This is a genomic window from Neoaquamicrobium microcysteis, from assembly GCF_008180155.1.
GTDB lineage: Bacteria > Pseudomonadota > Alphaproteobacteria > Rhizobiales > Rhizobiaceae > Aerobium > Aerobium microcysteis.
Genome location: NZ_VSZS01000059.1, coordinates 25,624 through 42,275 on the forward strand (window position 1 = coordinate 25,624; position 16,652 = coordinate 42,275).

General features: G+C 67.2%; 15 protein-coding genes. 8 read left to right on the top strand and 7 right to left on the bottom strand.

Going from position 1 to position 16,652, the window contains the following annotated elements; all coding sequences use genetic code 11:
* Positions 1-210 precede the first annotated feature (210 nt).
* The 7 genes from FY036_RS07375 to FY036_RS07405 all read left to right on the top strand — a co-directional run bounded on the left by FY036_RS07375 (position 211) and on the right by FY036_RS07405 (position 7,699).
* Positions 211-993: an enoyl-CoA hydratase-related protein gene (locus FY036_RS07375; protein ID WP_235897575.1), complete on the top strand. Its 783-nt coding sequence runs from the start codon at positions 211-213 to the stop codon at positions 991-993.
* Positions 994-998: 5 nt separating this feature from the next.
* A complete protein-coding gene (locus FY036_RS07380; protein WP_148914079.1) occupies positions 999-2,816 on the top strand; it encodes an acyclic terpene utilization AtuA family protein in 1,818 nt (605 codons plus the stop codon).
* Complete coding sequence (locus FY036_RS07385) at positions 2,813-4,297, top strand: acetyl-CoA carboxylase biotin carboxylase subunit (protein WP_148914080.1); 1,485 nt, start codon at positions 2,813-2,815, stop codon at positions 4,295-4,297. Before FY036_RS07380 ends, FY036_RS07385 begins: the two co-directional genes overlap by 4 nt.
* A 2-nt stretch (positions 4,298-4,299) precedes the next feature.
* On the top strand, positions 4,300-4,803 hold the full coding sequence (locus tag FY036_RS07390) for an acetyl-CoA carboxylase biotin carboxyl carrier protein subunit (protein WP_161601109.1): 504 nt from the start codon (positions 4,300-4,302) through the stop codon (positions 4,801-4,803).
* Between the two features lie 3 nt (positions 4,804-4,806).
* The gene (locus tag FY036_RS07395; RefSeq protein ID WP_148914082.1) at positions 4,807-6,414 is read left to right on the top strand and encodes an acyl-CoA carboxylase subunit beta; all 1,608 of its coding nucleotides are present in this window, start codon (positions 4,807-4,809) and stop codon (positions 6,412-6,414) included.
* Between the two features lie 3 nt (positions 6,415-6,417).
* A complete protein-coding gene (locus FY036_RS07400) occupies positions 6,418-7,017 on the top strand; it encodes a 2-hydroxychromene-2-carboxylate isomerase (protein ID WP_148914083.1) in 600 nt (199 codons plus the stop codon).
* Between the two features lie 106 nt (positions 7,018-7,123).
* Positions 7,124-7,699, top strand: a complete 576-nt coding sequence (locus tag FY036_RS07405; RefSeq protein ID WP_148914084.1) for a biotin transporter BioY — start codon at positions 7,124-7,126, stop codon at positions 7,697-7,699.
* A 66-nt stretch (positions 7,700-7,765) separates the two neighbouring features.
* Here FY036_RS07405 and FY036_RS07410 read toward each other — a convergent pair whose 3' ends face one another.
* From FY036_RS07410 to FY036_RS07435, 6 genes are all read right to left on the bottom strand, one after another.
* Positions 7,766-8,557, bottom strand: coding sequence for an ABC transporter ATP-binding protein (locus tag FY036_RS07410; RefSeq protein WP_148914085.1), 792 nt, complete (start codon positions 8,555-8,557; stop codon positions 7,766-7,768).
* A gap of 70 nt (positions 8,558-8,627) precedes the next feature.
* On the bottom strand, positions 8,628-9,890 hold the full coding sequence (locus tag FY036_RS07415; RefSeq protein ID WP_148914086.1) for an ABC transporter substrate-binding protein: 1,263 nt from the start codon (positions 9,888-9,890) through the stop codon (positions 8,628-8,630).
* A gap of 33 nt (positions 9,891-9,923) precedes the next feature.
* Positions 9,924-10,997, bottom strand: coding sequence for a branched-chain amino acid ABC transporter permease (locus tag FY036_RS07420; protein ID WP_148914087.1), 1,074 nt, complete (start codon positions 10,995-10,997; stop codon positions 9,924-9,926).
* Positions 10,997-11,884: a branched-chain amino acid ABC transporter permease gene (locus FY036_RS07425; RefSeq protein WP_148914088.1), complete on the bottom strand. Its 888-nt coding sequence runs from the start codon at positions 11,882-11,884 to the stop codon at positions 10,997-10,999. The genes FY036_RS07420 and FY036_RS07425 overlap by 1 nt, the downstream gene beginning before the upstream one ends.
* Positions 11,884-13,836, bottom strand: coding sequence for an AMP-dependent synthetase/ligase (locus FY036_RS07430; protein ID WP_148914089.1), 1,953 nt, complete (start codon positions 13,834-13,836; stop codon positions 11,884-11,886). The genes FY036_RS07425 and FY036_RS07430 overlap by 1 nt, the downstream gene beginning before the upstream one ends.
* Complete coding sequence (locus tag FY036_RS07435) at positions 13,833-14,639, bottom strand: ABC transporter ATP-binding protein (RefSeq protein WP_148914232.1); 807 nt, start codon at positions 14,637-14,639, stop codon at positions 13,833-13,835. The genes FY036_RS07430 and FY036_RS07435 overlap by 4 nt, the downstream gene beginning before the upstream one ends.
* A gap of 460 nt (positions 14,640-15,099) precedes the next feature.
* On the opposite strand from FY036_RS07435, the gene FY036_RS07440 reads away from it, so the two are divergent.
* A complete protein-coding gene (locus FY036_RS07440; RefSeq protein ID WP_148914090.1) occupies positions 15,100-15,816 on the top strand; it encodes a TetR/AcrR family transcriptional regulator in 717 nt (238 codons plus the stop codon).
* A 39-nt stretch (positions 15,817-15,855) separates the two neighbouring features.
* Here the strand turns inward: FY036_RS07440 and FY036_RS07445 are convergent, their stop codons facing one another.
* A complete protein-coding gene (locus FY036_RS07445; RefSeq protein ID WP_148914091.1) occupies positions 15,856-16,644 on the bottom strand; it encodes an enoyl-CoA hydratase/isomerase family protein in 789 nt (262 codons plus the stop codon).
* Between the last annotated feature and the right edge of the window lie 8 nt (positions 16,645-16,652).

A 16,652-nucleotide genomic window follows, 5' to 3' on the forward strand; every position in this document is an offset into this window, starting at 1 on the left:
CCGCGCGGTCTTTGGCTGTAATGAACTCACTTCATCAATCAAATTCCGTCTGTGTGTCAACAGGAAACCATCAATCTAGACCGATCATCTGAAAATTTGATTGCTTGGTTGGCACCGCATGACGGCGACGGTTGACAAAGTTGATGAACTGAAATCATTTATAAGGGAACTCGGCGCAAGACCGAATGCAGGGAGCCCAGGAAACGCATCGTGACCGATCAGGTTCGCATCGAGCGCCGCGACGCTATCCTCACCATTGCGATCGATCGCGAAGCGCGGCGCAATGCCCTTAACGAGGCCGTGGCCGCCGGGATAGAGGCGGGTCTCGACCTGGCGGAGGCTGACCGCTCGGTTCGCGCGGTGGTGCTTACCGGCGCGGGCGAGAAGGCGTTCTGCGCCGGGGGCGACATGCAGCCCGCCGCGGACGGAACGCCGTTCACCATCGACGCGGCCGATCCGCGCCACTACGTCGCCAGGCTGCTGCGCCGGATGGATTCGTGCAGGCTGCCGCTGATCGCCCGCGTCAACGGTCATGCCCTGGGCGGAGGCCTGGGCCTCGTTTGCGCCTGCGATCTGGCGGTGGCGCGCGAGGACGCGCTGATCGGCGTGACCGAGGTGAGGGTAGGGCTCTTCCCCATGATGATCCTGCCCTACCTTCTGCGCGTGGTCTCCTACCGGCGGATGATGGAGCTCTGCATCACCGGTGAAACGATCTCCGCGCGCGACGCCGTCGCCGACAGCATCGTCAACTACGCCGTGCCTGCGACGGAACTGGACGCGAAGCTCGACTGGCTGCTCGCCCGCATTGTCGACAAATCACCGACGGGCATCCGGCTCGGCAAGCAGGCGCTCGCCAAGGTCCGCGAGATGTCGACCGACAGCGCGCTCGAATACGCGCAGTTCATGCTCGCCAACATGGCCCGCACCAGGGACGCGCGCGAAGGCTTCACCGCCTTCAGCGAAAAGCGCCCCCCGAACTGGACGGCAAAGTGACGGCGATGGGCGGGACCGTTCGCATCGGCTGCGGCGCGGGCTTCTGGGGCGACAGCCCGGAAGGGCCGGCCCAGCTCGTCCGCGCAGGCGGCATCGACTATCTCGTGATGGACTATCTGGCCGAGATCACCATGTCGATCCTGGCGCGCATGAAGGCCAGGCGCCCGGAGCTCGGCTATGCGGCAGACTTCGTCACCATGGTGATGAAGCCGCTCGCCCGCGAGATCGCCGGGAAGAAGATCCGCGTCGTCACCAATGCCGGCGGCGTCAACCCGGACGCCTGCCGCGACGCATTGCTTGCCGTGTTCAGGGAAGCCGGCGTCGACCTCAAGGTGGCCGTAGTGCATGGCGACGACCTGTCGGCGCAGGCCGATCGCTACCGCGCCGAAGGTGTGGCCGAGATGTTTTCCGGCGCGCCGATGCCGGAACGGCTCGCCAGCGTCAACGCCTATCTCGGCGCCTTCCCGATCGCCGCCGCGCTCGACGCGGGCGCCGATGTCGTCATCACCGGCCGCGTGGTCGATTCGGCGGTCGTGCTCGGCCCGCTGATCCACGAATTCGGCTGGCGGGCGACCGACCATGACCTTTTGTCCGCCGGCAGCCTCGCCGGCCATGTCGTCGAATGCGGCACGCAGGCCACCGGCGGCATCTTCACCGACTGGCGCGACGTCTCCGGCTGGGACGACATGGGCTTCCCCATCGCCGAATGCGCCGCCGACGGCAGCTTCGTCGTCACCAAGCCCGAAGGCACCGGCGGTCTCGTCAGCACGGCGACGGTCGCCGAGCAGATCGTCTATGAGGTCGGCAATCCTGCGCGTTACATCCTCCCGGACGTGATCGCCGACTGGAGCGCGGTCCGGCTCGAACAGGCCGGGCCGGACCGCGTGCGTGTCTCCGGCGCGCGTGGGACAGCGCCCACGGACAGCTACAAGGTCAGCGCCACCTATGCGGACGGCTACCGCGCCGGCGTCACCATGATGATCGCGGGCCGCGACGCCGTCGCCAAGGCGCGCGCCACCGCCGACGCGATCCTGCGCCGCGCCGGACGGCTGATGCAGGCGGCGGGCTTCGAGAATTTCGAGGACACGTCCGTCGAGGTTTTGGGCAGCGAGACGAACTACGGCGCGCAGTCGAGGGCGGGAGAGGCGCGCGAGGTGGTGCTGAAGATCTCCGTCAGGCACTCCAGCAAGGACGCGCTCCAGATCTTCGCTCGCGAGATCTATCCGGCCGCGACCGCGATGGCGCAAGGCATCACCGGCTTCGCCGGCGGCCGGCCGGAGCCGCAGCCCGTGGTGCGGCTGTTCTCCTTCCTCGCGCCCAAGGCCGACGCCGACGCCAGCTTCGAGCTCGACGGCGAGGTCCACGCCGTTGCGCCGCACCTGCCGAACGCCGCGCCCGAGCCGGAAGCCGCCACGGCCGTCATCGAGACGCCGGCGGCGGACGAACCCCTCGTCGAGGTGCCGCTGATCGCGGTGGCCCATGGCCGCAGCGGCGACAAGGGCGACATCGGCAATATCGGCGTGCTCGCCCGCAAGGCCGAATACCTGCCGTGGATACGCCGCAGCGCCACTTCGGAAGCGGTCGGGCGCTACTTCGCCCATTTCGTCAAGGGACGGGTCGAGCGGTTCGACTGGCCCGGGCTGAACGGGCTGAACTTCATGCTGCATGGCGGGCTCGGCGGCGGCGGCATCGCCTCGCTGCGCCACGACCCGCAGGGCAAGGCGCTCGCGCAGATCATGATGGATTTTCCGGTCGAGGTGCCCGCGTCGTGGGTCGCGAAGGGCGGCGCGCTCGACGGCTGGGACAAGGAGCCTGCCGCATGACCGCGCCCCACTTCCGCAAGATTCTCGTTGCCAATCGCGGCGAGATCGCCTGCCGCGTGATGCGCACGCTGGCCGAGATGGGCATCGCCTCCGTCGCCATCAACCACCGGGTCGAGGCGCGCGCCAGGCATGTGAGGATGGCAAACGAGGCGGTGGAGATCACCGGCGACACACCGGTCGCCGCACATCTCGACATCGACCAGATCGTCGCCGCTGCCCGCGCGACCGGGGCGGACGCCATTCATCCCGGCTACGGCTTCCTTTCCGAGAACGCCCGCTTCGCGGAAGCCGTCGCGGCGGCCGGCATCGCCTTCATCGGGCCTGACGCCGCCACCATCTCGCTGATGGGCGACAAGATTTCCGCCCGCAATTTCGCCGAGGAGAACGGCGTGGCGGTCGCGCCCTCCGTGATGCCGACCGACGACCTCGACCAGTTCATCGCGAGGGCCGAGAAAATAGGCTTCCCGCTTCTCATCAAGGCGGCCGCCGGCGGCGGCGGCAAGGGCATGAGCATCGTCCGCTCGGCCGCCGACCTCGCCGAGGCCGCGCGCATCGCCGCCAGCGAGGCGCAACGCTATTTCGGCGACGGCCGCGTCTATGCCGAGACCTATGTCGAGCGGCCGCGCCACATCGAGGTGCAGGTGCTGGGCGACGGCGAGGGCGGCGCGATCCATCTCTTCGAGCGCGAGTGCTCGGTGCAGCGCCGGTTCCAGAAGATCATCGAGGAAGCGCCTTCGGCGAACTTGCCGGAGAAGCTGCGCGAGGACATCTGCGCCTCGGCCGTTCGTCTCGCGGCGGCGGCGAACTACAAGAACGCCGGCACGGTCGAATACATCCTCGGCGCCGACGGGCGCTTCTTCTTCCTCGAGATGAACACGCGCCTCCAGGTCGAGCATCCGGTGACGGAGATGATCACCGGGCTCGACCTCGTGCGCGCGCAGATCGAGATCGCCGCCGGCAAGGGCCTGCCGCTGGCGCAGGCGGACGTGACCGCGCGCGGCCACGCGATCGAATGCCGTATCTGCGCGGAGGACCCCGACCGCGACTTCATGCCCGAGACCGGGCAGGTGCAGTATCTCGGCGTTCCGGAGGAAGGCTGGCTGCGCTTCGAGAGCGCGCTCGACCAGGGCCAGAAGGTGACCGCCGACTTCGACCCGATGCTGGCCAAGCTCGTCGTCCACGGCAAGGACCGGCACGAGGCGGTCGACCGCTCGATCGCCGCGCTCGACGGCCTCGCCCTGCTCGGCGTGAAGACCAACATCGACTATCTCGCACGCGTGCTCGACCACGGCGCGTTCCGCGCCGGCGAGCTCCACACCGGCTTCGTGAGCGAGCACAAGGAGGCGCTGGCGTCGGCCGCGATCCCGGCGGCGACGCTGCCGCAGGTGCTCGCCGCCGCCGCGCTCGGCTTCCGCGAGTTCCAGGACCTCGCGCTCGGCACGCCCGAACCCTACGCCGCCATCGGCGGATGGAGAAACTGACCATGGCCATCAGGCTCAGCCTCGACGACAAGGTCCATCACGTCACCATCCTGCGGCGGCATCCCCATCTCGTCCTCGTCATCGACGGCGAGGAGCACGAGATCACCCGCCTGCCCGGTCCCGGTGACGGGCGCGGGACCATGTCGATCGGCGGCCACGACGTCGGCTTCGCCCGCGCCACGCTCGGCGACCGGCAGGTCGTGCGCCTCGGCGGCCGGACCTTCGACGTGAGCCGCGTCGACCCGTTCTCGAAGGGCGGGGCCGCCGGCGGCGCGCAGGATGCGCTGAGGGCGCCGATGCCCGGTGCGGTCGTCACGGTGCACCGCCAGCCCGGCGACCGCGTCGTGCGCGGCGAGCCGCTCGTCACCATCGAGAGCATGAAGTTGCAGACCGCGCTGCCCGCGCCCCGCGACGGCGTGGTCGCCGGCATCCTGCGCGCGGAGGGCGAGACCTTCGAGAAGGACGAGGTGATCGCCACGCTGGAACCCGAGACCGAGGACGCCTGATCCATGCGCAAGATCCAGTCGATGATCAGCACCTCGTCGGCCGACTTCCGGCGATACGAGACCCACAACCGCCGCCTCCTTGCCGAATTCCGCGAGAGGCAGGAGGCGGCGCGCCACGCCCGCCCGCAGCGCGATCTCGAACGGCTCTCCAAGCAGGGCAAGATGCGGCCGCGCGAGCGCATCGAGAAGCTGCTCGACCCCGGCACGCCGTTCCTCGAACTGTCGTCGCTGGCCGCCAACATGGCCTATGACGGCGACTCGCCTTCGGCCAGCTCGATCGTCGGCATCGGCGTCGTCTCGGGCCGCGAGGTCGTCATCCGCGCCGACGACCCGACGGTGAAGGGCGGCGCGTGGTATCCGCTGACGGCCAAGAAGATCGTGCGCGCGCTCGACATCGCCATGGAGAACCGGCTGCCGGTGATCCACCTGTGCGATTCGGCCGGCGGCTTCCTCCAGCTCCAGTCGGAAGTGTTCCCGGACAAGTACATGGCCGGGCGCATCTTCCGCAACCAGTCGATCCTGTCGAAGTTGGGCGTGAAGCAGCTTTCCCTGGTGTTCGGCCATTGCACGGCGGGCGGGGCCTACATTCCGGGCCTTTCCGACTACAGCGTCATCGTGCGCGGCACCGGCGCGGTGTTCCTCGGCGGCCCGCCGCTGGTCAAGGCCGCGACCGGCGAGGAGGTGACAGTGGAAGAGCTGGGCGGGGCCGACATGCACACGTCCGTTTCCGGAACCGCCGACTATCCAGCGGCGAACGAGGAGGAGGCGATCCACATCGGCCGCGAGATCGTGGCGCAGTGGGACCGCCCGAGGAAATGGGACTGCCAGCAGGAAGCGCCGGAAGACCCCGCCTACGACCCGGAAGAACTCTACGGGATCATCCCCGACGACATCAAGAAGCAGTTCGACATGCGCGAGGTGATCGCCCGAATCGTCGACGGCAGCCGCTTCCACGAGTACCAGCCGGCCTACGGCACCACGCTTATCTGCGGCTTCGCCAACATCTGGGGCTACAAGGTCGGCATCCTCGCCAACAACGGCGTGCTCTTCAACGATTCCTCGTTGAAGGGCGGCCACTTCATCGAGCTGTGCAACCAGAACAACACGCCGCTGGTGTTCCTCCAGAACATCACCGGCTACATGATCGGCCGCGAATACGAGCGGCGCGGCATCACCAAGGACGGCGCCAAGATGATCATGGCGCAAAGCTGCTCACGCGTGCCGAAGTTCACCGTCATGTGCAACGGCTCGTTCGGGGCCGGCAATTACGGCATGTGCGGGCGCGCCTTCGACGGCCGCTTCCTGTTCACCTGGCCGAACCACCAGATCGGCGTGATGGGCGGCGACCAAGCCGCCAACACGCTGGCCGAGGTCAAGGTCAACCAGATGAAGCGCAACGGCGGCACGGTCGACCGCGACGAGGTCGACCGGCTGTGGGAGGAAACGCGAAAGGCCTATCACGAGCAGCTTTCCGCCTACTACTCCACCTCCGAGCTTTGGGACGACGGCATCATCGACCCCGTCGACACCCGCAACGCGCTCGGCATCGCCATCTCGGCCTCGCTCAACGCCCCGCTCAGCGAGCCCGGCTACGGCGTGTTCAGGTTCTGAGCCATGGCCGGACCGATCCGCTTCTGGTTCGACTTCGCCTCGCCCTACGCTTATTTCGCGACGGGGGAGATCGACAGGATCGGCGCGGAGTTCGGCCGCCAGGTGGAATGGCGTCCGGTCCTGCTGTGGGCCGTGTTCAAGGCGCACGGCGTCGCGCCGCCAATGGATGTTCCGGCAAAGCGCGCCTATTTCCTGCGCGACATGCAGCGCTCGGCAGACTTCTTCGGCCTGCCCTACCGGGAGCCGGTGAAGCTGCCGCTCTCCTCGCATCTGGCCGCGCGGCTCTACCATGCGACAAGGCAGGAAAGCGCGGACAAGGCCGCGGCGCTGGCCCACCGGCTGTTCCGCGCCTTCTTCGTCGAGCGCAAGGACATCTCCGACGAGGCGGTGCTGACCGATCTCGCCGCCGATGCAGGCATTTCCGCCAAGGCGGCGCATGACGGCATGAAGGGACCCACGGGACGCGCGCTGCTGGAGCAGGCGGTCGAGAACGCCATCGCGGAGAAGATGATCGGCTCGCCCTATTTTGTGGTCGACGGCGAAAGCTTCTTCGGGGCGGACAGGGTTCCGCAGCTCCGCTGGTTTCTTGCCGGAGGGGGATGATGAGCGGTTTCGATGACATCGGCTGTCGTTCCGGAACTCGCCTGCATCGGCCTCTGCCTCGAGTTGGCGCGATCCTTTTCCACCGCCGAAGCCAGGAGACAACACCATGACACTCTACAAGGCATTCCTTCCGCAACACGCCACCCATCCGCATCTGGAGCGTGCGGCCGATATGGTGGTGATCGTCGCGGGCTCCCTGCTGATGACGGCGGCCGCCAAGGTTTCGATCCCGTTCTATCCCGTACCGCTTTCCATGCAGACCTTCGTCGCGATCGGCCTCGGACTCGCCCTCGGCCCCGTGCGGGGGGCGCTGGCCGTCCTGCTCTATCTGGCTCAGGGCGCGGCCGGCTTCCCGGTGTTCGCAGGCTCGCCGGAGAGGGGAGTCGGGCTCGCCTATATGGCGGGACCGACCGGTGGCTTCCTCATCGGCTTTGTGATTCAGGCCACGGTCGCTGGCATGCTCGCGGATCGCGGATGGGACCGCACGCCAGCGAGAACCCTGGCGGCCGCACTGCTCGCGGCGGCCGCGATCTATCCAGCGGGCCTTCTCTGGCTCGGGGCCTTGATCGGCTTCGACAAGCCCGTTCTCGAATTCGGGCTCTACCCGTTTGTCGTGGGCGATCTGGTCAAGTCGGCGCTGGCCGCGCTGGTGTTCCCGATGCTGTGGCGCTTCATGCGCTGACGAACAAGGAGGCGGCGAGTGCCGCCTCCCTTCCCGAAAGATAGTCCAGATGATGTACCGATGTCCTCAGGCCAGCCAGCGCTTGCGGCGGCGGTAGTGCTTGACGGCGTGGTAATCGACCTGACTGCTGCCGCCGAGATAGGCCTGCTGGATGTCGGGATTGGACTTCAGCACCTCGGCGGTCCCACTCATGACGATGCGGCCCTGCTCGATCAGATAGGCCGACTGCGCGACGTCGAGGGCGGCGACCGCGTTCTGCTCCACCAGCAGAACGGCGGTACCGGATTCGGCGTTGATGCGGCGGATCGTGTCGAAGATCTCGTCGACGAGGAAAGGGGCCAAGCCCAGGCTGGGCTCGTCGAGCAGGATCAGCTTCGGCTGCGTCATCAGCGCGCGGGCGATCGCCAGCATCTGCTGCTCGCCGCCGGAAAGGTAGCCGGCTTTCGCCTTGTTGCGCTCGGCCAGCCGCGGAAACAGCGAGAACATCTCGTCGACCAGCTGCCGGATGCGCGCCCTGTCGCGGTGCATCGACGTCGCCGCCAGAAGGTTTTCCTCCGGCGTCAGGTGCTCGAAGACCCGCCGCCCCTCGAGCACGTGCACGAGGCCGCGGCGCACGCGCTCCGGCGGGTCGAGCGCGAGGATGTCCTCGCCCGCGAACCGGACCTGCCCGCGCGTGACCAGCCCGCGCTCCGGCTTGAGCAGGCCGCTGATCACCTTGAGGATGGTGCTCTTGCCGGCCCCGTTCGCGCCCAGCAGCGCCACCAGCCCGCCATCGGGCACCTCGATCGACACGCCCTTCACGGCAAGGAAGACGCTGTCGTAGACGACCTCGATATTGTTGAGCGTCAGGAGGGACATCGGGTGCTCCGGCATGGTTCATGCGGCGCGGGGCTCCGCACAGAAAGCCCCGCGCGATGCTTCACGGGCGCTACTGGCCGGTCTCCTTGAACTCGGCCGAGTATTTGCGGATCTCCTCCCACACCACGTCCTGGTTGGCGGAGAACCAGTCGGTCTCGGCGACGAACTTCTCGCCGTCCCAGCGGCCGATGCGCGCCTGTCCGCCGCCCTGATGGTCCTCCGGCGTGATGGTGGTGGGGGGGATCAGGCCTTCGGCGTCGAAGCCGGTTATCGCGCGCAGGCCCGCATTGAGCCATTCGCCGGTGACCGGCCCGTCCGGCGCCTTCTCGAAGGCGACGCGCACGCCCTCTACCATGAGCGAGGCCAGCATGACGCCGTAATTGTAATAGCTCGTGCCGACCTTGTCCTCCGGCCCCGCGCCCTTGCCCGCGCCCACCACCTCGGCGAGGATGTCCTGTATCAGCCTCGGCTCGCGGCCCGACACGCAGGGCTCGACCTTCATGACGCCGGCCGCCTGCGCGGCGCCCACCACCTCCATGTCGGATTCGGAAAGCCATACGCTGGAGGACAGCCGGTCCATCGGCAGGCCGTTGCGGATCGCCTCGGTCAGCGCGACCGTCTGCCCCACGCCCGCGCCCCAGAACATGATCCAGTCGGGCCGCGCACGCCTGACCTGCGGCCAGATTGCCGACTGGTCGTTGCCGGGCGGCGTATAGGGGAAGGCGAGCAGCTCGAAGCCTTGGCTCTCGGCGAGCTTTTCCAGGATCGGCAGCGGTTCCTTGCCGAAGGGCGTGTCGATGTGGACGAAGCAGATCTTCTTGCCGGAAAGGTCGCCGTCGACCTGGCGGAAATAGTCGATCAGCAGGCCGGCCTGCGTCCAGTAGTTGGGCGACAGCGGCAGCACGTAAGGGAACACCGAGCCGTCGGCCGCGTCGCTGCGGCCGGAAAAGGCGGTGATCATGTTGATCTTGTCCTCCAGCGCCCGCGGCACCAGCGCGCGCGCCACCGGCGTCGACAGCGGGTCGACCAGCACCGCGCCTTCCGACTTGGCCCTCTCATAGGCCTCGATGGCGCGGGGCAGATCGTTGCCGTGGTCGGAGACGTCGGCGACGAAGCGGTGGCCGTTGATGCCGCCGCGCTCGTTGATCAGGGTGAGGTAGTCGCGCTGGCCCTGGCTGTATTCGGCGGTCACGAAGGTATAGACCCTCGTGAAGTCCTGCGGCATCGAAAAGCGGATCACATTGTCCTGCGCCGAGGCGAGCCGGATGGGGAACTGGGAGGCGATGGCCGCGGCCGCGCTTCCCGCCAGAAAAGTCCTGCGTTTGATAGTCATCTTCTCCTCCATATCGTTGTCGTTGGGCATGCCTCACTGCCGGGCGTGGCGGAAAGGCCAGACCAGGAAGTAATTCCTTATGTTGCTGTAGATCTTGGCGAGGCCGAGCGGCTCCCACAGCAGGAAGCCGATGATCATCGCGCCGTAGAGCATCAACGGGACGTGCGACCGCAGGTCGGTCGAGATGGCGACGCCCATGCCGCCCGCCATGAAGCCGATCGCCTGGTTGAGCAGGATCGGCGCGAACAGGATCAGCGCCGCACCGAAGAACGAGCCGAGCACGCTGCCCAGCCCGCCGACGATCACCATGGCGACGAGCTGGATCGACAGCTCCAGATGGAACTGGTCGGGCGAGATGGCGCGATAGTAGCAGACCGCCAGCACCGAGCCGACCACGCCGCCGATGAAGGACGACACCCAGAAGGCGAGCAGCTTGTAGCGGAAGGTGTTCACGCCGATGATGGCGGCCGCGTAGTCCTTTTCGCGCACGGCAGCGAGCGCGCGGCCGAGGCTCGTCCGCTTCACGTTGAGCATGAACAGCGTCACCACGATGCAGACGAAGAGCGCGACGTAGTAGGTCGGCGCGTCGCCCACGACGGCCAAGCCGAGGAAGGAGACGCGCGGCACCTGGATGGTGGCCTGCGTGCCGCCGCTGATCGTCGGGAAATGGACGATGACGAAGTCGACGATGTACTGCATGGCGAGCGTGGCCATGGCGAGATAGAGGCCCTTGACCCTGAGTGCTGCCGCGCCGAACACGATACCGACCGAGGCGCTGAGCAGCCCTCCGCCGATCATCGCGATCTCGAAGGGAATGCCGGAGCGCACCATGTGCACCGAGCCGTAGGCGCCGATGGCGATCACCGCGCCGTAGCCCAGATGGATCTGTCCCGCCCCGCCCATCAGGAAATTGAGGCCAAGCGCCGCGGTCGACCAGATGATCCAGGGCAGCATGTAGCCGACCAGATAGAGCCGGTCGAGGAAGAAGGGCGCGGCCAGCGCCAGCAGGAAGACGGCGATCACCAGCCCGCGGTCGAAGGGCAGCGGCCAGATCTGGCGCTCGTCCTGGTAGCGGGTATGGCGGATGCCGGCGCGGCGATAGAACATCAGACCCTCTCGATATGCTCGCGGCCGAACAGCCCGTGCGGCCGCAGGATCAGGGTGAGAACGATGATGACGGAGGCCACCACGTCGCGCGTGCCCCCGCCGACGATCGGGTCGACGATGCCGGTGGCCAGGCTCTCGGCGAGGCCGACGATGATGCCCGCGATGACGACGCCCGGCAGCGAATCGAGCCCGCCGAGGATGGCGATGGCGAGCGCCTTGATGAGCAGCAGCGACAGCGACCAGTCCACGCCCTGGGTCGCGCCCCACAGCACGCCCGCTATCGTGGCCATCACCGCCGAAAGTCCCCAGGCCAGCGCGATCGCCCGCTCCACCTTGATGCCGACCGACCACGAGGCCGTCTGGTCGTCGGACACGGCGCGCATGATGATGCCGAGGCGGGAGTTGAAGAACAGGATCGCCAGCAGGATCGTCGCGAGCGAGACCGCCCCGCCGATCAGCGTCGCGCGGTTGAGGAACAATTCGCCGACGAAGAGCGGGGTGGTGGGAATGCCGATGTCGAGCCGCTTGACCGACGAGCCGAAGAAGCCCGGCAATATGCCGCGCAGCATGATCTCGATGCCCAGCGTCAGCATGATGACCATGATGATCGGCTGGCCGACCATGCGCCGCAGCGCAAGACGCTCGAGAAGCGCGCCGGCGAAGAACATGGCGACGAGCGCGGCGGGCAGCCACAGCCAGATCGGCAGGCCGGCCAGCGTCGCGAACGCCCAGGCCGCGTAGCCGCCCATCATGGCGAGCGCGCCCTGCGCGAGATTGGCGATGCCGGAGGTCTTGTAGATCAGCACGATGCCGGCCGCGACCAGCGCATACATCAGGCCGACGAAGACGCCGTTGATCGACAGTTCGGCGATGAGAAGCATGTCCATCAGGCTGGCACCTCCCGGATTGCCAGATCGCGCCTGAGCACGCCGCGCGTGCCGTCCTCATAGGCGACGGTCGCCTCGAAGGTGACGCTGGCCGCGCCGCCGTAGAGCGCGTCGATCAGCGTCGCGTAGCTCTCCTCGATGACGGCGCGCCTGAGCTTGCGGGTGCGGGTGATCTCGCCGTCGTCGGGGTCGAAGTCCTTGTGCAGGTTGGCGAAGCGGCGGATGCGCAGGCCCTCGGGCTGCATGGTGTTGACATGCGCCAGCACGCCTTCGATCAGCGCGAGCACCTCCGGCTTCTGCGACAGCTCGGCATAGGAGCCGTAGGTGATGGCGCGCCGCTCGGCCCAGTGGCCGACCGCCTCGTAGTCTATGCAGACGATCGCCGTCAGCATGTCGCGGCCGGTGCCGAACACGGCGACGTTGCGCACATAGGAACTGAACTTGATCCGGTTCTCGATGAAGTTGGGGATGAAGCGCTCACCGGCGGCGGTTCTCACCACCTCGCTGACGCGGCCGAGCACGACGAGGTCGCCGTCGGCTTCGAGATAGCCGGCGTCGCCCGTCCTCAGCCAGCCGTCCGCGAACGCCTTGGCGCTCGCCTCCGGGTCGTCGTAATAGGCGTCGATCACTGATTCCGACTTCAGCATGATCTCGCCATTGTCGTCGACGCGGACCTCGGTGCCGGGCATGGCGCGGCCGACGGTATGCAGCTTCACCGCGCCTTCCGTCTGGGCAGCCGACAGCGCGCAGGTCTCGGTCTGGCCGTAGAACTGCTTGAGACGGATGCCGAGCCCACGAAAGAACAGGAAGGTCTCCTCGCCCATCGCCTCGCCGCCGGTGAAAGCGCGGCGCGCGCGCGACAGGCCGAGGAAATCCTTGATCGGCCCGTAGACGAGCGCCTCGCCGACGAGGTCGAGCAGCCTTTCGCTTAGCCCCAGCCGCTCGCCGGCAAGCCGATTGCGCTCGTGCGCGATGGCGCGCGGCATGAAGAAGTCGAACAGCCTTCGCTTGAGCGGCGTGGAGTCCGCCATGCCGACCTGCACGCGGGTGAGCATGTTGTCCCAGGCGCGCGGGGCGGCGAGATAGAAGGTCGGCGCGACCTCGCGCAAATCGTGCAGCGCCGTCTCCTGCCGCTCGGGGATGTTGATCGTCGCCTGAAGCAGCACGCCGGCCCCGAGCGTGAAGATGAAATCGCCCACCCAGGCCGTCGGCAGATAGGCGAACAGTTCCTCGTGGCGGCCGAAATAGCCGCCGGCCTCGGCGTTGCGCACGCCGCCGACGACGTTGCGGTGCCTGAGCGGGATGCCCTTGGGCATGCCGGTGGTGCCGGAGGAGTAGAGCAGCACCGCAATGTCGTCCGGCTTCGCGCGCCCGGAAAGGTCGGCGCGCAGACCCGGTTCGGCCTTGAGCCGCGCCGCACCCTTCTCGCGCACGGCATCGAGGGGGAGGATACCGTCCACGCCGTAGGCCGCCATGCCGCGGCGGTCGTCGAACAGGATCATCTCCGGCTGGCCGGTGCGGGCGCGCAGGTCGATCAGCTTGTCGACCTGCTCCTGGTCCTCGGCCAGCGCGAGGCGGGGGTTGCCGAAGCGCATGTAGGCGCCGAACTCGTCGACGGGAACGTCCGGATAGACCGGCGCTGGGAACGCGCCCAACGCGTTGGCCGCGAGCATGGAGAAATAGATCGAGGCGCGGTTGTCGCCGACCACGGTGAGCGCGTGGCCGCGCTCCAGCCCGATGGCATCGAGGCCGGCGGCGAGCGCCAGCACCTGGTCGCGCACCTCGCTCCAGCTCCATTCGCGCCAGATGCCGTATTGCCGCTCGCGGAAGGCGACGCGTCCGCCCGCCTCGCCGGCATTGCGCGCCACGGCATCGACCAGCGTGGCGGGAAAGCCGTCGTCGCGGACGGCCCAGCCCTTCGCGGAGTGCGCGCTGCCGGCATGGACGGTCATGGCGCGATCCCCGCATGCCGGGCGGCGGCGCGCTCGCCGAGATAGGCCTTCACCACCTTCGGATCGGCGATCGCCGCCCTCGGCTCGCCCTCGGCGATGATCTCGCCGTAGGACAGAACGACGACGCGGTCGCAGATCGCGGTGACCACGTCCATGTGATGCTCGATGATCAGGATCGACACGTCGCGCTCGTCGCGCGCGTCGAGGATGAAGCGGGCGATATATTCCTTCTCCTCCTGGTTCATGCCGGCCATCGGCTCGTCGAGGATCAGGAAGCGCGGTTCGGCCGCGAGCGCGCGCGCCAGCTCGACGCGTTTCTGAAGCCCGATCGGGATGACCTCGACCGGCTCGTCGCGGATGTCCTCGAGCTGCATGAACTCGATGATCTCCTCGACCACGCGCCGGTTGGCCAGCTCCTCGCGCTGCGCCCACACCCAGTAGAACAGCGAGGCGAGCGCGCCCGGCCGCATATGGGTGTGGCGGCCGAGCAGGATGTTGTCGAGCACGCTCATGCCCTTGAACAGGGCGAGGTTCTGGAAGGTGCGCGACACGCCGAGCGAGGCGATCCGGTGCGGGGCCATGCCGGTCACATCACGGCCGAACAGCGTCACCGTGCCGGCGTTCGGCGGATAGAAGCCGGTCATGACGTTGACCATGGTGGTCTTGCCGGAGCCGTTGGGGCCGACGAGGCCGAAGATCTCGCCTTCCTCGACATGCAGCCCGACGCCCTTGAGCGCCTTCAGCCCGCCGAACGACCGCTCGATGCCGGCGCAGGACAGGACAGCCTGTTGACCCACCGGGATGCGTCCGGTTTCGGTCGCGGAGGCCGCCGACGATTCACGCCGGCCAGCCGCCGTTCTTGTCGGCGCGTTGGTCAACCGTTTCCTCCCGGATCGCCTTCAATGGGCGATCTTCCTTCCTCTTGCCGGCATTCAAATGAACTTCATTCATTTAGTCAAGCCTTGTCCTCGCGGAGCACCGCGAAAAGGTCGCTCAGCCACCAAGTCCACGCTCATCGGGAGCCCGGAATTTGAATGAGTCCTTTGCCTGTCGAACAAGGATTAGTCGCCGATCCGAAACCCCCGGGATCTGTGGGAGGCAGGCGTCGACTGCTCACGAAAAGTTATTGAATTGAATTCTCTTCAAGCGCGTGGTGACGTAGCGGCGGGAGCCTTGACGGCTTACGGGCTGGCGCGCGGAGGCCGGCTTGCAAGGCACCGCTTAAGTTGAGATAGAGAACAGGGCAGGCGCAGGAGGCATGAGATGGCGGTGGAACAACTGGTTCGCGCGAAGCGACGCAAGGTGAGCCGGCTTCCGGCCGAGCGCCGCATTGCCGACATCATGGCTGCCGCGGGTGCGGTTTTCGCGGAGAAGGGCTATCAGGAGGCGCTGATATCGGACATCGCCGAGCGGGCAGGGGTGGTCGAAGGCAGCATCTATCGTTTCTTCGCCAACAAGCGCGAATTGCTGGTCCGGGTGGTCGAAGACTGGTATCAGGCGCTCATCGAGGAGGAAGAAGAGCTTTTCGCGAGCATGCGCGGAACCTGGAACCAGCTCCGCTTCATCATCCACCGGCACCTTCTGACCATCCGGCGTGATCCGGCGCTGAGCCGTCTGGTCTTCCAGGAACTGCGGCCCGATCCGGGCTATCGAGGCTCGCAAGTGTTCGAACTGAACAGGATCTACACGCACAAGCTCACCGATGTCGTCAGGGCCGCGATCGAGACCGGCGAGTTCCGCGCCGACGCATCCCCCTCGCTGGTGCGCGACATGGTCTACGGCTGCATCGAGCACCGGACATGGTCGTTCCTGCGCAACGAGGGCGATTTCGACCTCGACAACACCGCCGACGGTATTGCCGACATGATCTATCGCGGGCTCGTCAGCGACAGGGCGAAGCCGCCCGATGTAGTCGAGCGGCTGGAGGAGGTCGCGGCGCGGCTTGAACGTGCGGCCGGATCCGGGCAGGAGAACGGATGACGGCGGACGCCAGCCGCAGTCCCATGCCTCGCGTGCGGTCTACTTCCCCGTGAAGCGCGCTTCTTCCTTCTTCTGGAAGGCGCTGACCCCCACCGCGAAATCCTGCGTCACCACGCAATCGATCAAGGCATCCTCCTCGGCGCGCAACTGCTCCGGCAGCGTTCGTTCGAGAGACAGGCGAAGCAGTTTCTTCATCCGGCCGAAGGCGATGGTCGGTCCCGCGGCGAGGCGCTGCACAACGCGCTCCGCTTCCCCTTCAAACTGGTCGGTTGGCACGATACTGTTCACGAGCCCGAGGGACAGCGCCTGTTCTGCGTCGTAGAGGTCGGAGAGAAGCGCCATTTCGAGCGCCTTGCGCAAGCCTACCAGTCGCGGCAGGGACCAGGAGATGGAGCCGTCGGCCGAGACCCCAAGCTTCGTGTAGGCCATCGTGAACCGGGCATCCGCCGAGGTGATCACCAGATCGGCCGCCATGGCGAGGCTGAAGCCGGCGCCCGCGACCGCGCCGTGAACCGCAGCGACCACGGGCCGGTCGAGGCCCATCATGATCTCGATCGCCTCGTGGAACGGGTCGAGCAGGCCCTTGAAGTAGGCCGGGGCATCCTCGGGGCCGACCGAGAAGGTGCTTACGTCGCCACCGGCCATGAAGGCGCGGCCGTTGCCCTTCATGACCACCACGCGGATGCGGGGATCGGCTTCGATCGACCGGAAGGCTTCCAGCAAGGCCATTGCGCAGACGCGGTCGAACGCATTGAGCACATCGGGCCGATTGAAGGTGATACGCGCGACCGGCCCGTCGATCTTGAACAGCACGGGATTTTCAGACATCGTTTCCT

What these genes read in the sequence shown, in the direction of transcription:
- FY036_RS07440 (WP_148914090.1), top strand. Translation starts at nt 15,100, where the DNA reads ATGGCGGTGGAACAACTGGTTCGCGCGAAGCGACGCAAGGTGAGCCGG.
- FY036_RS07415 (WP_148914086.1), bottom strand. Translation starts at nt 9,890, where the DNA reads ATGACTATCAAACGCAGGACTTTTCTGGCGGGAAGCGCGGCCGCGGCC.
- FY036_RS07410 (WP_148914085.1), bottom strand. Translation starts at nt 8,557, where the DNA reads ATGTCCCTCCTGACGCTCAACAATATCGAGGTCGTCTACGACAGCGTC.
- FY036_RS07425 (WP_148914088.1), bottom strand. Translation starts at nt 11,884, where the DNA reads ATGGACATGCTTCTCATCGCCGAACTGTCGATCAACGGCGTCTTCGTC.
- FY036_RS07405 (WP_148914084.1), top strand. Translation starts at nt 7,124, where the DNA reads ATGACACTCTACAAGGCATTCCTTCCGCAACACGCCACCCATCCGCAT.
- FY036_RS07420 (WP_148914087.1), bottom strand. Translation starts at nt 10,997, where the DNA reads ATGTTCTATCGCCGCGCCGGCATCCGCCATACCCGCTACCAGGACGAG.
- FY036_RS07430 (WP_148914089.1), bottom strand. Translation starts at nt 13,836, where the DNA reads ATGACCGTCCATGCCGGCAGCGCGCACTCCGCGAAGGGCTGGGCCGTC.
- FY036_RS07400 (WP_148914083.1), top strand. Translation starts at nt 6,418, where the DNA reads ATGGCCGGACCGATCCGCTTCTGGTTCGACTTCGCCTCGCCCTACGCT.
- FY036_RS07390 (WP_161601109.1), top strand. Translation starts at nt 4,300, where the DNA reads ATGGCCATCAGGCTCAGCCTCGACGACAAGGTCCATCACGTCACCATC.
- FY036_RS07445 (WP_148914091.1), bottom strand. Translation starts at nt 16,644, where the DNA reads ATGTCTGAAAATCCCGTGCTGTTCAAGATCGACGGGCCGGTCGCGCGT.
- FY036_RS07395 (WP_148914082.1), top strand. Translation starts at nt 4,807, where the DNA reads ATGCGCAAGATCCAGTCGATGATCAGCACCTCGTCGGCCGACTTCCGG.
- FY036_RS07385 (WP_148914080.1), top strand. Translation starts at nt 2,813, where the DNA reads ATGACCGCGCCCCACTTCCGCAAGATTCTCGTTGCCAATCGCGGCGAG.
- FY036_RS07380 (WP_148914079.1), top strand. Translation starts at nt 999, where the DNA reads ATGGGCGGGACCGTTCGCATCGGCTGCGGCGCGGGCTTCTGGGGCGAC.